This window comes from Parabacteroides sp. PH5-46 (genome assembly GCF_029892785.1).
GTDB lineage: Bacteria > Bacteroidota > Bacteroidia > Bacteroidales > Tannerellaceae > DFXE01.
Genome location: NZ_JARXXA010000016.1, coordinates 40,674 through 54,246, shown reverse-complemented (window position 1 = coordinate 54,246; position 13,573 = coordinate 40,674). Strand labels below are relative to the sequence as shown.

14 protein-coding genes are annotated in these 13,573 nt (G+C 43.4%); 4 read left to right on the top strand and 10 right to left on the bottom strand.

The features are described from left to right. Positions 1–95 precede the first annotated feature (95 nt). Positions 96–1,418, top strand: coding sequence for a Gfo/Idh/MocA family oxidoreductase (locus M2470_RS15010; protein ID WP_280745806.1), 1,323 nt, complete (start codon positions 96–98; stop codon positions 1,416–1,418). 106 nt (positions 1,419–1,524) lie between these two features. On the opposite strand, the gene M2470_RS15005 is transcribed toward M2470_RS15010, so the two are convergent. From M2470_RS15005 to M2470_RS14990, 4 genes are read right to left on the bottom strand one after another with little or no spacing between them, the layout of a single operon-like run. Continuing rightward, positions 1,525–2,394, bottom strand: a complete 870-nt coding sequence (locus M2470_RS15005; RefSeq protein WP_280745808.1) for a nucleoside phosphorylase — start codon at positions 2,392–2,394, stop codon at positions 1,525–1,527. Position 2,395: 1 nt separating this feature from the next. Continuing rightward, positions 2,396–3,388 (bottom strand): flotillin-like protein FloA, encoded by a 993-nt coding sequence (gene floA / locus M2470_RS15000; RefSeq protein WP_280745809.1) that lies wholly within the window; start codon positions 3,386–3,388, stop codon positions 2,396–2,398. Between the two features lie 11 nt (positions 3,389–3,399). Next, complete coding sequence (locus M2470_RS14995) at positions 3,400–3,885, bottom strand: NfeD family protein (protein WP_280745810.1); 486 nt, start codon at positions 3,883–3,885, stop codon at positions 3,400–3,402. 21 nt (positions 3,886–3,906) lie between these two features. Continuing rightward, positions 3,907–5,343, bottom strand: a complete 1,437-nt coding sequence (locus tag M2470_RS14990; protein ID WP_280771198.1) for a tetratricopeptide repeat protein — start codon at positions 5,341–5,343, stop codon at positions 3,907–3,909. Between the two features lie 261 nt (positions 5,344–5,604). Here M2470_RS14990 and M2470_RS14985 point away from each other — a divergent pair, with 261 nt between their 5' ends. After that, the gene (locus tag M2470_RS14985) at positions 5,605–6,360 is read left to right on the top strand and encodes an ATP-binding protein (protein ID WP_280745812.1); all 756 of its coding nucleotides are present in this window, start codon (positions 5,605–5,607) and stop codon (positions 6,358–6,360) included. 1 nt (position 6,361) lies between these two features. Beyond that, positions 6,362–6,730 carry a DMT family protein gene (locus tag M2470_RS14980; RefSeq protein ID WP_280745813.1) on the top strand — a complete coding sequence of 123 codons (369 nt, stop codon included), beginning with the start codon at positions 6,362–6,364 and terminating at the stop codon, positions 6,728–6,730. Here the strand turns inward: M2470_RS14980 and M2470_RS14975 are convergent. From M2470_RS14975 to M2470_RS14955, 5 genes are all read right to left on the bottom strand, one after another. Next, complete coding sequence (locus M2470_RS14975; RefSeq protein ID WP_280745814.1) at positions 6,701–7,246, bottom strand: 3'-5' exonuclease; 546 nt, start codon at positions 7,244–7,246, stop codon at positions 6,701–6,703. The genes M2470_RS14980 and M2470_RS14975 overlap by 30 nt on opposite strands. 77 nt (positions 7,247–7,323) lie before the next feature. Continuing rightward, positions 7,324–7,749, bottom strand: a complete 426-nt coding sequence (locus M2470_RS14970; RefSeq protein ID WP_280745815.1) for a copper resistance protein NlpE — start codon at positions 7,747–7,749, stop codon at positions 7,324–7,326. Positions 7,750–7,813: 64 nt separating this feature from the next. Continuing rightward, positions 7,814–9,079, bottom strand: coding sequence for a dicarboxylate/amino acid:cation symporter (locus M2470_RS14965; RefSeq protein ID WP_280745816.1), 1,266 nt, complete (start codon positions 9,077–9,079; stop codon positions 7,814–7,816). A 94-nt stretch (positions 9,080–9,173) separates the two neighbouring features. After that, positions 9,174–9,641: a WbuC family cupin fold metalloprotein gene (locus tag M2470_RS14960; RefSeq protein ID WP_280745817.1), complete on the bottom strand. Its 468-nt coding sequence runs from the start codon at positions 9,639–9,641 to the stop codon at positions 9,174–9,176. A 91-nt stretch (positions 9,642–9,732) separates the two neighbouring features. Further along, positions 9,733–10,260, bottom strand: a complete 528-nt coding sequence (locus tag M2470_RS14955) for an SPOR domain-containing protein (RefSeq protein WP_280745818.1) — start codon at positions 10,258–10,260, stop codon at positions 9,733–9,735. 86 nt (positions 10,261–10,346) lie between these two features. On the opposite strand from M2470_RS14955, the gene M2470_RS14950 reads away from it, so the two are divergent. Further along, entirely contained in the window at positions 10,347–12,437 is a 2,091-nt protein-coding gene (locus tag M2470_RS14950) for a S9 family peptidase (RefSeq protein ID WP_280745819.1), read from the top strand. 71 nt (positions 12,438–12,508) lie between these two features. On the opposite strand, the gene M2470_RS14945 is transcribed toward M2470_RS14950, so the two are convergent. Beyond that, positions 12,509–13,567 carry a class I fructose-bisphosphate aldolase gene (locus M2470_RS14945; RefSeq protein WP_280745820.1) on the bottom strand — a complete coding sequence of 353 codons (1,059 nt, stop codon included), beginning with the start codon at positions 13,565–13,567 and terminating at the stop codon, positions 12,509–12,511. Positions 13,568–13,573: the final 6 nt, after the last annotated feature.

The following is a 13,573-nucleotide window of genomic DNA, read 5'->3' as shown; positions in this document are numbered from 1 at the left end:
CGTATTATTGCATTTGAAAATGCTATACACAGGTTAAAGATATATACTTTTTTAATACCATTCACCTTTTTTAAGGTTAAAAACGAAAAGACATAATGAATAGGAGAAACTTTTTACAAAAAACGGCTTTTTCAGCTGCTACTTTAGGGCTTACGCCTTTAATCGGAAACTCTTATAGCTCTGTTTTCGGACAAACAGCTCCCAGTAATAAGGTAAAGGTTGCCCTTATCGGCTGCCGCAGCATGGGATATTCGAACCTCAACACATTTCTAGATTATCCCGAAGTAGAATGTGTGGCTCTTTGTGATATAGACGATGAATGGCTGAACAAACGGGCGGCCGATGTAGAGAAAAAGACAGGTAAGAAAGTAGCAAACCTATATAAAGATTGGCGGCATGTGATTGATAATAAAGACATCGATGCCGTAATTATCGGGACTCCTGATCATTGGCATTGCCTTCCGATGATCTGGGCTGCTCAGGCAGGCAAAGATGTATATGTAGAAAAGCCTCTCTCCAACACCATAGAAGAATGTGACCTGATGCTGAAAGCTGCCCGTAAATATAACCGGGTTGTGCAGGTAGGACAATGGCAACGGAGCGATCCTCACTGGAACGAAGCAGCTGCTTATTTACGTGCAGGGAATATCGGACGTATCCGTACCGTAAAGGTTTGGGCGTATCAGGATGGGAAGCCTACACTTCCGGTTAAGCCCGACAGTAATCCTCCGGCAGGGGTCGACTATGATATGTGGCTGGGCCCGGCGCCTAAGCGTCCGTTCAATGAATATCGTTTCCATTATAATTTCCGCTTCTTCTGGGACTATGCAGGTGGTTTAATGTCTGATTGGGGTGTCCATTTGCTGGATTATGCCTTGGAAGGAATGGGTGCTTCTTTGCCGAGTCATGTATTCGGAAGCGGAGGTAAGTTTGCTTATCCTACCGATGCTATGGAAACGCCTGATACCTTAATGGCTACCTATGCATATAAGGACTTCAATATCATCTGGGATCATGCTTGTGGAGTCAATCACGGATTGTTTGATAAGAAAGAAGGCCTGGCCTTTTATGGTGAGAATGGAACGATGTTATTAACTCGTGCCGGATGGGAGGTAATGCCTGTTGTTGCCAATAATGTTCCCCGGATGGAAGCTGTTCCATTTAAGAAAGGAGAGGGGAAAGGCTTGTATAATCATGTGGGCAACTTCCTGTCTTGTATAAAGAGCCGCCAGCTACCGGCAGGTGATATAGAAATAGGCGCCCGGGTGGCTAAGATGTCTCATTTGGCAAATATATCCTGTCGCTTGCAACGTGAAGTACATTGGGACGACGCAAAGAGCATGTTTGTGAATGATAGTGAGGCAAATGCACTGGCAAAAGCCTATTATCGCGCCCCTTGGGAGCTACCTAAACTGTAATAAAAGGAGATAAATAAACTTCGTTATATCTAAACTGCCTCATCATTCGTGAGGCAGTTTTTGTTTTAAGGCAAGTTTTCCGAATCTTTTTTCTCTTTTGAATTTCTCATATTCTTTCCAATACTAATTCGATTAATCCGGTAAGGGAGCCTTTGTAGCTTGTGTTCATGTTTTTATCCACGCGTCCGGCTATGATGCAGCAAACGGTCATGGCTCTGTGTCCCATTAAAGCAGCCAGGGCAGCCAGAGACGAGCTTTCCATTTCAAAGTTGGTAATCTGCTTGTCCTGATAGTTGAATGCTTCTATCTTTTTGTTCAGATCCGGATCGGTAAGTGGTAGGCGTACTTCACGTCCTTGCGGACCGTAAAAGCCATTAGCTGCAATAGTTATACCACGTATAATGTCGTCTTGTGTTATTTGTTCGATCAGCGAAGGATCAGCGTTTACCACATACGGCCAAATGCCGGATGGTTGCCATTTAAGCTGTTTCAGTAATTCGGCTTCAAAGTCGGTATCGCGCACCTTTTCGCTATTGGCATAGAAATAGACAACGCCATCAAAGCCAATGGATTTTTCGGCAGCTACATAGGTGCCGATAGGAGTAAAAGGCTGAAGCCCTCCGGAGGTACCTACGCGTACCAGAGTGAGCTGTTTCAGTTCCGGCTTGACAGTCCGTGCATTAAAATCAATGTTGGCCAGTGCATCTAGCTCAGTCAGCACAATATCAATGTTATCCGTACCGATGCCATGAGATACTACCGAAAGGCGTTTTCCTTTGTAAGTACCTGTAATCGTGCGGAATTCCCGGCTCTGTACATCACACTCCTTTGTGTCGAAGTATGAGGCAACGGTGGGTACCCTGTCGGGGTCGCCTACCAATATAACTTTGTCTGCCAGTTGTTCCGGTTTCAAATGAAGATGGAATACGCTTCCATCTTCATTTATAATCAGTTCAGAAGGAGGAATTACTCTCATCTTAATCTTTTATAGGTTTTGAAGGACCGGTATTTGGCTTGGCGATAGCTTCGCGCATAGATGTATCGGCCTCTATATTCTTCATTTTGTAATAGTCCATGATCCCCAGGTTTCCTTCGCGGAAGGCTTCTGCCATTGCTTTGGGTACTTCGGCTTCTGCCTCTATTACCTTGGCGCGGGCTTCCTGAGCTTTTGCTTTCATTTCCTGCTCTAGTGCAACGGCCATGGCGCGACGTTCTTCGGCCTTAGCCTGTGCGATGTTCTTATCTGCCTGAGCCTGATCCATCTGCAATACGGCACCGATGTTCTTACCTATATCGATGTCTGCGATATCAATCGATAAGATCTCGAAAGCTGTTCCGGCATCCAGTCCTTTGCGGAGTACCAGTTTAGAGATAGAATCCGGATTTTCAAGAACCGTTTCATGATTGTCGGCAGAACCGATAGAAGATACAATACCTTCTCCTACACGGGCCAGGATGGTTTCTTCACCTGCTCCCCCTACCAATTGTTTGATATTGGCACGTACGGTAACGCGAGCCTTGGCTATCAGTTGGATACCATTTTTTGATACAGCCGTAACCGGAGGAGTATCAATTACTTTGGGGTTTACTGACATCTGTACGGCTTCAAATACGTCACGTCCGGCCAGGTCGATAGCTGTAGCCATCTGGAATGTCAGGTCGATATTAGCCTTGGAGGCAGAAACCAGTGCGTGAACCACCCGTTCTACATGTCCGCCGGCCAGGTAATGAGCTTCCAGCTCGTCACGGGTAAGGGTTTTTAAGCCCGCTTTGTGTGCTTCAATCATCGCACGTGTAATAACACCGGGAGGAACTTTACGGATACGCATCAGGAATAACTGTATCAGTGAGATATTAACACCGGATACTTTTGCCGAAATCCAAAGCAGGAACGGTACATAGTAGAAGAAGATGATCAACAGTATGATCGCCGCTCCTAATAGAAATGCTGGTAAAAAGGTTACTTCCATGAGTTTAATTATTATGAGTGAATAGTATTGTCTTTCGTTGTTACTAATACGTTATATCCGTCTACACGGACTACTACAATAGGTGTTTCTTCATCGATAAACTCCCCTGTAGACTTGGCTTCTACTGTGATATCTTTGATCCGGGCTTTGCCGATTGGTGCTAGGCGGGAAAGGCTTATTCCCTCGTCGCCCACTTCAATACCCAGCTCGCGGCTGGACGTTAGTTTTGAGTCCACATCGGTATTCAAGGCTACCTTATTGAACGATTTAGCCCTTAATAGCCAGAAGAAGGTGATAACAAAGCCTATAACCGAGCCAAGCAGTGTTATATGTCCGGCAAATGGGCTGATCGTATAGGCGTATATAACGCCGCCGATGGCAAAAAGAGCGCCCCCTATCCCAGCAATCGTAATGCCCGGCAAGAGGAATATCTCCAAGAGGATCAAGAAGATAGCCAGAGCCATTAAGAAAATAATGATAACGATGTCTAATATCATAATAGTAGAATAAATTTACTTTTATCGGTTGAGTTTCAAGAAGTTTATCTCGGCATTACGTGCTTTTTTCTCCCACTCGCCGGGTTGGTCCAACAAGCCAAAGAACTGCTCTTCCGCCTGCAGAATTGTAGGCCTTAGTTGGTCTTTCCGGGCACGATTGCCTTGTGTGTAACTTACCCGTAGTTCGTTTAGCTTTTTATCCAGGCTGTTGATCTGCTTGTTCAGCTCAATCACCTTCTGATAATGGCTTTTCGCTTCCGGGCTTTTGATCTCATCCAGTTTGTAATAGACAATTGTATTGTTGATTATGAACTCAAAATCTTTCTTTATTTCTTCTTTGCCCGACGGTATATCGGTATGTGCCAGTCGGATCAGTTCCGTATAGTCGGAGCCTGGTTTCCAGGAGTCTTTAATAGAGGTAATGGTAGCGCGTGCGCGTTTGAGAGCCATGTCTTCTCCTTCGATACGGCTACGTAAAGCATCTGGTATGTAGAGGTATACACATACTTTACCCTCTGGCTGGAACCTGTCGGACACAAACCAACCCAGACCTTTTGCCTCGTCAATGACCAACATATAGTCGTTGGCAAACGAATTGAAAGGCATCCCCAGTTGTTCCGGTGTCAGATAGGTGTCCGAATTGGTGTTGTAACGGGTTACAAATAAGTCATATCCGCCAATAGAACCGTTTCCTTTGGAGGCATAGTAGATGGTAACACCATCCGACAGTACGAAGGGGTAATTGTCGTCTTCCTTACTGTTAATGTTCATAGGAAGCTGCTTCTCATCCCCCCAATTATCAAGCAGACGAGACTGGGTAAACAGGCAATATCGGTTTTCGCCGGTAGGGCGGGCATAGTATATTTTATCCCCTTTCTCATTCATATATACAGTGGTGTTAAGGTCTTCTGTATTAAAGAAATCCTTGTAATACGACAGGCTGCCTCCTTCTTCACTCAAGGTATAAGAGGAAAGGAAGCTGTTTTTGTCAACCACCATACTATCAATGATTTGTATATTCTCTACTTTTTCTACCATGCGCTGGGCTTTTTGTGCCAGTTCCATCTGAGCCTTATAGGGCTCTACATCCTGTTTTTTCTTGGCCAGTTGATCCGCATATTCTTCAAACATTTCGGCTGCTTCTTCAAAACGGTATAACTCCATATACATCTCTCCCAGATGTAGATGGGCTTCCTGTACCCGTCTTTTTACGGCAACAGACAGATACTTTTCCGCCTCTTCCAGGTCGCCTGTTTTGTAACAACAGACCCCATACCAAAGATTATAGGAAGCATTATTGGGAGCTTGCTTTACCAAACGCTCGAAAGCCGGCTTGGCATCAGCGTATTGCCCTTCATTGTATAGTTTCTTTGCCTGGTCAAGGCTTTGGGCGTATAAACTGTTGTAGCTTAGAATAATTATTATGAAATAAACAAGTCTTTTAACCAACTGTATCATTTTTCCTGTTAAATAAGTATGCTGTTTCAAAGGTAATAATATTTATGGTTATCTGTATCATTCGCCTTCTAAAAATTGCATAAAGCGGTTTTCGGCTATTAAGTCCCACAATTGTAGAACATATGTTCAACATATGTAGAACATGAGTTCAACAACTGTAGAACACGTGTTCAACAATTGTGGGACGATGAATGAAAATAATATTTCGTATATGTTTTTTTTGAACACATTTGCCTACTTTTGCACCCGAAATAATAAGGTATGGCAGCAGTTTCTGAAGACGAAAAACGGTATCGTAAAATAAAGGATAAGGTTCGAAAGGCAATCCTGGACTATGGACTGATCAAGGACGGGGATCGTATACTGATTGGTCTGTCCGGAGGGAAAGACTCGCTGGCTCTGCTGGATTTGCTGGGGGATCGTTCCCGTATATTCCAGCCACGCTTTGAGCTGGTAGCAGCTCATATCGTTATGACGAATATTCCGTACCATTCGGATCAAGCCTATTTGAGGGATTTTGCTGCCCGGTATGATATCCCCTTTGTGTTGCACGAAACCAGCTTTGATGCCTCAACGGATACCCGGAAGTCGCCCTGCTTCCTCTGCTCCTGGACCCGCCGGAAAGCCTTGTTTGAAATAGCTAAGGCAAACTCCTGCAACAAAATAGCACTGGGTCATCATCAGGATGATATATTGGAGACTCTTTTGATGAATCTTACCCACCAGGGAGCCTTTTCTACGATGCCTCCCAAGCTGAAAATGGATAAGTTTGAGATGGAAATAATTCGTCCGCTTTGTCTCGTACCGGAGAAAGAACTGATCTGGCTGGCCGCCTGGCAAGAATACAAAAAACAGGTGAAGAACTGTCCTTATGAATCCGGTTCAAACCGTTCGGATATGAAACGTATTTTGCAGCAGTTGGAAGACATAAACCCCGAAGCCCGCTATAGCCTCTGGGGAAGCATGACGAATATTCAGGAACAATATTTACCGCAAAAAATAAAACCTAAAAAATAGTATGCAGGGAGTATATTCTGTATTGTTATTGATTGTTTCCAATATATTTATGACTATTGCCTGGTATGGGCATTTAAAGTTACAGGAAACAAAAGTGATCACGCATTGGCCTTTAATGGGGGTTATTGTCTTTAGCTGGGCAATTGCTTTTTTGGAGTATTGTGCTCAGGTTCCGGCTAATAGGATTGGGTATGTGGGGAATGGAGGCCCGTTTACTTTGATGCAGCTGAAGGTTATTCAGGAGGTTATTACCCTTACAGTGTTTACTATTTTCTCTACTTTACTGTTCAAGGGAGAAGTCCTGCACTGGAACCATGTAGCAGCCTTTATCTGTCTGATATTAGCCGTTTATTTTGTCTTTATGGAGTAGTACTTCCAGGGCGATGGCGGCGCATGCTTCTGCATCGGCCAGGGCGTGGTGGTGATTCTCCAGGTTGAAACCGCAGTATTCGGCTACGGTATGTAGTTTGTGATTGGGCAGGTTTTTGAATAGTCTCCTGCTGGCCTGTAAGGTGCAATGGAAGTCATAATCCGGATAATCCATGCAATAGGTTTTGAATACAGCCTTCAGACAATTCTCGTCAAAAGCTTTGTTATGTGCAATCAGCGGGAGGCCTTCGATAATTTCTTCTATCTCCTTCCATACCTTTGGAAATACCGGTGAATGGAGGGTGTCTTCTGCCGTAAGTCCGTGTACCTGTGAGTTCCAGTGTAGATAGTAGTCCGGCTCGGGATGAATCAGGCTGTAAAACGTGTCGGCAACAATCCCGTCACGTACAACAACAACTCCTACACTGCAAATGCTGCTTAGCTCCTGATTCGCAGTCTCAAAGTCGATAGTAGCAAAGCTATCGCTTATATCCCGGAAGTTCGACGTTTTCTTCATGCCCCGAAGGTACGAAAAACGCAAATAAAAAAAGTCCTGCAAACACAGGACTTTTTATTCGACAATCAGATTTAGACTTATTTTTTCTTTAGTATGTACATGTCAGCCAGTTCTCCGGTGATTTTGTTGCCTTCCATATCCAGATGGGTAAGGGTATTGTCGCTTACAAAATATTGGTTGGGAGCATCCATACCTTCCAGAGTAATGATGGACTTTTCTTTGTTCCATGTAAACGTACCTTCTTTGACAAAAGGCTCGGTAGACTTGCCGGTATAAACAATGGTTTGCTTATACGTATCACCTGTCAGTGTTACTGTTACGTTCATGCCTTCACCGGATGCAGTGGGCAGCTTACCTTCATATATGCCACTTGGAAGCACGCCGGAATAAGTACCTTCGATAGTAGGCTGATTGGCTACCTCTTGCGCTTTGTTTTCTTCTTTCTTAGTGTTGCAAGCGGCTAGTAACAACACCATACTCATCATTAAATAAAACTTTTTCATAATTTATTGTTTATAGAAATATTTGACAATTTCTATAAAAAACACTTCACGTATGAAAAAGGTTTTATTTTTTGTCAATAATTATGGCAACAGTTGCATCGCCTGTTACATTAACAGCTGTGCGGAGCATGTCTAATGGACGGTCTATCCCCAAGATAAGCGCCAGGCCTTCGGCAGGGATGCCCACAGAGGTAAGTACCATCGTAAGTATAACGTAGCTTCCGCCCGGAATGGCCGGTGTGCCAATGGAGGAGAGGATCGTCATAAGGAGGATCGTAAGCAGTTGTATCAGACCTAGTTCTATGCCTAACACCTGTGCGATAAAGAGAACGGCAATAGCCTGGTAGCAACTGGTACCATCCATATTAATGGTCGTTCCAACGGGCAAAACAAAAGAGGCTGTATCTTTGGCTACACCCAGCTCTTTCTCAACCGTTTCCATCGTAACGGGTAGTGTAGCAGCGCTGCTACTGGTAGTAAATGCAAAAAGCTGTACCGGGTACATGGCCTTTAAGAATTTCTTTACCCTTGTTTGAGTAAAAATGTGAATAAGAGCCGGATAGAAGAAAAAAATAAGAGAGAATAATGCCACAACTACGGTTAACGCGTATACTGCCAATGCCCCGAAAACAGAAGCATCTCCTTTAAAATCAATAATCAATCCGGCCATTAAAGCAGCCACTCCCAAAGGGGCGAAACGGATGATGTAGTCAATCATGCGGAGGATAATCTCGTTCAGTCCATTAAACAAAGACAAAACAGGTTTCACCTTTTCTGGAGGAATCGTAAGGGAGGCTATACCAAAGAAAATAGCGAAGAAGATTACTTGCAGCATCTTTGAATTATCAGCAGCAGCACCTACTATATTATTCGGTACAATATCGTTCAGAAAGGCCAATGGGCCTTGTTTTTGTGTTTCGGCAGCTTCCTGTTTTTTCTGCTCGGCAATGGAGTAATAGTCTTCTTGTATATGAACTATTTGTGATTGATCTACCAGTTCTCCCGGCTTAACAGCCAATCCCAATCCAAGCCCCAGTAGTACGGCAAATGCCGTAGTAAAGATGTATATTAAGATCGTTTTTCCACCCATTTTGGAGAACTTACTGATATCCTTCAATCCACTAACTCCATTCACCAAGGAAATGAACACCAGCGGTATAGCAATAAGTTGCAACAAACGAATAAATAGCTGCCCCCAAGGACGAATCCAATCCTGTATAAATCGCTCACCATTAATGAATAAAGCTATCAGTCCGATGATAATCCCAACGATCATCCCCAGCAAAATCTGCAAATACAAAGGTATGGCTGAAAGCTTTCTTTTTATCATTTTTGCTGTAAAGATAGCATATTTATAGCTGAAAGCAAACTGAAGGGTAAAGGGTTGTTGCTGACAACTCTATGGGATGGCTTATCGCTTACTACTACAAGGAGCGGGCTAGGGATGCCAGGTATTCTTCGACTTCTTGGGTGTTTTCTGGTTCAGGACTCCAGGGGGCGAAATTTTCGGGGGATAGGGGGGCGAATGGACCTTCTTTGGCTTCGTAGATGACGGTTCCAGTTTCCAATACTAGGAGGGAGTGCCAGACTCCGGCTTTTATGTCGGCTCCATATACTCCGTTCAGAGGATCAAGGATTTGTTTTTTGGTGATATGGCCTTGTTCGTCAAAAATGAAAATGGCAGCTTTTCCCCGTAATATCAGAAATGATTCGTCTTTGTTGGGATTCAGGTGCCGGTGCGGACGCAGGTATGTGCCGGGTTCCATTGCATTGATCAGACGGTTAAGAGAATCTTCCAATGAATCATGAAGGTTATAGTTCATTCGCAGACGGGGGGATTCTTTGGCTTTTTCAGTCGTTTGGTTCAGGAGTTTCTGATCAATGATTTTCATGTGATTGTAGGGTAAAAATATATCAGAAAGGGGATAACTTATAGGATATCCCCTTTCATATAATAAAAGAATAAAATACTATAAAAACAGATCAATAATAACGTTCCAAAATCCAGGCATCCTGGAAGTTCGGATAATATTTAGATCTGAAGGCGTCTCTGCTGTACAGAGCGTCTCTTTTGCTATCGAAACTGGAAACAATAACACGTAGCATACCAAGCTCGTTTTGGGCAACCATGGCATTATAACCATCACTCTGCATGCGGTCTCTCAACGAGTATGCATTTGTGTTGTTTCTGAAACTGCCTATTACTACGCTATAACGTCTTAGATTTGCACTGTTTTCTCCCATATATGGGTTGATACGTTCCTGACGTGTAGATACATTCAAGTCTTCTTCAAACTCATCAGTAAGTGGTTTGGAAACGACTTCGAATTCATCCTCAAATTCATCATAATCGTCTGCAAATTCATCATCTTCAAATTCATCAACAGGTAGGCCTGATTCTCTTTCTCTTGCTTGTTCATAAGCGGCTTTATAAGCACTTTGTTTAGGTTTACACGAGCTGTAAGCAAGTAACATGCATATAGCAGCTCCAAATAACCAAATCTTATTCATAATTATCCAGTTCTTAAATTATAATCGCAAAGATATAAATATTATTTACTATTTTCGCACTTAGTTGAAAATATATTATAAAGTAAATGAATAAAACTTTCTTTTTTATGGTTATTTCGGCATCCGTTTTGCTGGGTGCGTGTACGCACGAAGTTAAAAAGACAGAAAACACATCTCCTCTTATCGGGCGTACGGAGATAAAAGTATCCAACGGTCTGATGACCCCGGAAGTGCTGTATAGCTTAGCACGCGTAAGTGACGCCAAACTCTCTCCCGATGGAAGCAAAGTGCTCTACGGGGTGAGCTTTTTCAGTATTGAACAGAACAGAGGGAACCGTGAATTATTCGTTATGAATTATGACGGGACTGCTAAAAAACAAATTACAGAAACGCCAAAAAGTGAACAAAATGCTGTTTGGTTAAAGAACGGAAATGAAATTGCTTTTTTATCGTCTGAAAGCGGAAATTCGCAGGTTTGGATTATGAATGCAGACGGCACAAACCGTCGCCGGGTAAGTAATTATGAGGGTGGAATAAATGGCTTTATTCTCTCTCCGGATGAAACAAAAATTCTTTTCGTAAGTGATATTAAATACGGGAAAAGAGTTGTTGATATGTATCCCGATTTGCCCCAGGCTACTGGCCGCGTTGTGGATGATTTGATGTATAAACACTGGGATGAATGGGTGGAAACTATACCGCATCCGTTTGTAGCTTCTTTTGATGGGAAAATGATGGGTGAAGCCCTTGATATTATGCAAGGTGAGCCTTATGAGTGCCCGATGAAACCTCATAATGGAATAGAAGATCTGGCCTGGAGTCCGGACGGAAACCTGATAGCTTATGCCAGCCGTAAGAAAACCGGATTGGAGTATTCATTGTCTACAAACTCAGACATATACATATATAATATTGCTACAAAGGAAACCCGCAACCTGACTGAGGGTATGATGGGCTATGATACACATCCTTCTTTTTCGCCGGATGGTTCGTCTATTGCCTGGATTAGTCAGGAAAGAGATGGGTATGAGTCTGATAAAAAGCGTTTGTTTATAGTCAACCTCTCTTCGGGAGAAAAGCAGTATCTTACATCTGCCTTCGATTACAATGTAGACGATTTTCAATGGCTGCCCGATAGTAAGTCGCTTTACTTTATTGCTTGTAAAGAGGCACTTACCCATATCTGGCAAATAGGTTTGGATAAGCAGATTCGCCAGATTACTACCGGACAATATGACTATACAAGCATGGATGCCGTAGCTGGTAATATGATTGCGACACGCCATTCGATGGAACGTCCGGCTGAGATATATGCAATTAATGCACAGTCTGGTGAAGCTACAGAAATCAGTTTTGAGAATAAAGCTACACTGGATCAGTTGGCTGTCGGGAAATCGGAGCCCCGCTGGATAAAAACCTCCGATGGAAAGCAGATGCTTACCTGGATTGTATATCCGCCGAATTTTGATCCGACAAAGAAATACCCCACCTTGCTGTATTGCCAGGGAGGCCCTCAGAATACGGTTAGTCAGTTCTGGAGCTATCGCTGGAATCTTCAGATTATGGCAGCAAACGGCTATATCATTGTTGCTCCGAACCGCAGAGGATTACCCGGTTTTGGGCAAGAATGGCTGGAACAGATCAGTGGTGATTATGGTGGCCAGAATATGAAAGATTATTTTGCTGCGATTGACGAAATGGCGAAAGAGCCATATGTGGATGAAGAACGCTTGGGAGCAGTAGGAGCTAGCTATGGAGGTTTCTCTGTATACTGGCTTGCCGGACATCATCAGAAACGCTTTAAAGCCTTTATTGCACATGCCGGTATTTTCAATCTGGAACAGCAATATCTGGAAACCGAAGAATTGTGGTTTGCCAACTGGGATATGGGTGGCGCTTACTGGGATAAGAGTAATGCGATTGCTCAAAAAACATTCGCCAACTCACCTCATTTATTTGTAGATAAATGGGATACACCTATTTTAGTTACACATGGAGAATTGGATTACCGTATCCTTGCCTCGCAAGGTATGAGTGCCTTTAATGCAGCCAAGCTACGCGGAATTCCAACCGAAATGCTGGTCTTTCCTGATGAAAATCACTGGGTATTACAACCTCAAAACGGTGTCTTATTCCAACGCGTCTTCTTCAACTGGCTTGATAAGTGGCTGAAATAAGGAATGACGAATGACGAATGTAGAATATTTTGTTGCAATTTATTCCACATTCTTCATTCATCATTAAAAGATTATGCTATCGTAATTTCCGGATCCAAATAGATGTCCTGGATGGCATTTAGTAGTTCTACGCCATCTTTCATGGAGCGTTGGAAGGCTTTTCTTCCGCTGATTAGGCCCATACCGCCGGCGCGTTTGTTTACGATGGCTGTAAGGACGGCGTCTTTCAGGTCGGAAGCACCGTGTGATTCACCTCCCGAATTAATCAATCCTACACGTCCCATATAACCGTTGGCTACCTGATAGCGGCATAAGTCGATAGGGTGCTCGGTGGTGAGTTCTGTGTACATTTTCTGGTTGTATTTCCCAAAGTTAATGGCTGGGAAACCACCATTATTTACCGGTAACTTTTGTTTTACAATGTCTGCTTGTATCGTTACTCCCAGGTGATTGGCCTGGCCTGTCAGGTCGGCAGCGGCATGGTAGTCCATGTCTTCTTTTTTGAAACCATCGTTTCTCAGGTAGCACCATAGAACGGTAGCCATGCCCAGTTCGTGTGCATATTCAAAGGCTTCGGCTATTTCTACCAACTGGCGCCTACTTTCTTCTGATCCGAAATAAATGGTAGCTCCAACGGCTACAGCTCCCATATTCCAGGCTTCTTTGATCGTTCCGAACATCACCTGATTATACGAATTAGGATAGGTAAGTAATTCGTTGTGATTGATTTTCACCAGGAATGGAATTTTATGTGCGTATTTACGCGACATGATTCCAAGTACGCCAAAAGTGGAGGCTACGGCATTACAGCCGCCTTCTATCGCCAGTTTGATAATGTTTTCAGGGTCGAAGTATAGCGGATTCGGAGCAAATGAGGCTCCGGCGGTATGCTCTATTCCCTGGTCTACCGGCAGAATGGAGAGATAACCTGTATTGGCAAGTCGTCCGTGTCCGAACATGGATTGTAAACTTCTGAGTGTTTGTATATTCCTGTCAGAGTTTATCCATATATCATCCAGCTGGGTAGGAGATGGTACGTGTATCAAACTTTTTTCTATTGTCTTACATCTGTGATTAAGGTAATATTCACTTTCATGACCTAAAAGACTAATAACCTGTGCTGTATCCATAATAAA

Coding starts and splice junctions, on each gene's coding strand:
- M2470_RS15010 (WP_280745806.1), top strand. CDS start 96: ATGAATAGGAGAAACTTTTTACAAAAAACGGCTTTTTCAGCTGCTACT.
- M2470_RS15005 (WP_280745808.1), bottom strand. CDS start 2,394: ATGAGAGTAATTCCTCCTTCTGAACTGATTATAAATGAAGATGGAAGC.
- floA (WP_280745809.1), bottom strand. CDS start 3,388: ATGGAAGTAACCTTTTTACCAGCATTTCTATTAGGAGCGGCGATCATA.
- M2470_RS14995 (WP_280745810.1), bottom strand. CDS start 3,885: ATGATATTAGACATCGTTATCATTATTTTCTTAATGGCTCTGGCTATC.
- M2470_RS14990 (WP_280771198.1), bottom strand. CDS start 5,343: ATGATACAGTTGGTTAAAAGACTTGTTTATTTCATAATAATTATTCTA.
- M2470_RS14985 (WP_280745812.1), top strand. CDS start 5,605: ATGGCAGCAGTTTCTGAAGACGAAAAACGGTATCGTAAAATAAAGGAT.
- M2470_RS14980 (WP_280745813.1), top strand. CDS start 6,362: ATGCAGGGAGTATATTCTGTATTGTTATTGATTGTTTCCAATATATTT.
- M2470_RS14975 (WP_280745814.1), bottom strand. CDS start 7,246: ATGAAGAAAACGTCGAACTTCCGGGATATAAGCGATAGCTTTGCTACT.
- M2470_RS14970 (WP_280745815.1), bottom strand. CDS start 7,749: ATGAAAAAGTTTTATTTAATGATGAGTATGGTGTTGTTACTAGCCGCT.
- M2470_RS14965 (WP_280745816.1), bottom strand. CDS start 9,079: ATGATAAAAAGAAAGCTTTCAGCCATACCTTTGTATTTGCAGATTTTG.
- M2470_RS14960 (WP_280745817.1), bottom strand. CDS start 9,641: ATGAAAATCATTGATCAGAAACTCCTGAACCAAACGACTGAAAAAGCC.
- M2470_RS14955 (WP_280745818.1), bottom strand. CDS start 10,260: ATGAATAAGATTTGGTTATTTGGAGCTGCTATATGCATGTTACTTGCT.
- M2470_RS14950 (WP_280745819.1), top strand. CDS start 10,347: ATGAATAAAACTTTCTTTTTTATGGTTATTTCGGCATCCGTTTTGCTG.
- M2470_RS14945 (WP_280745820.1), bottom strand. CDS start 13,567: ATGGATACAGCACAGGTTATTAGTCTTTTAGGTCATGAAAGTGAATAT.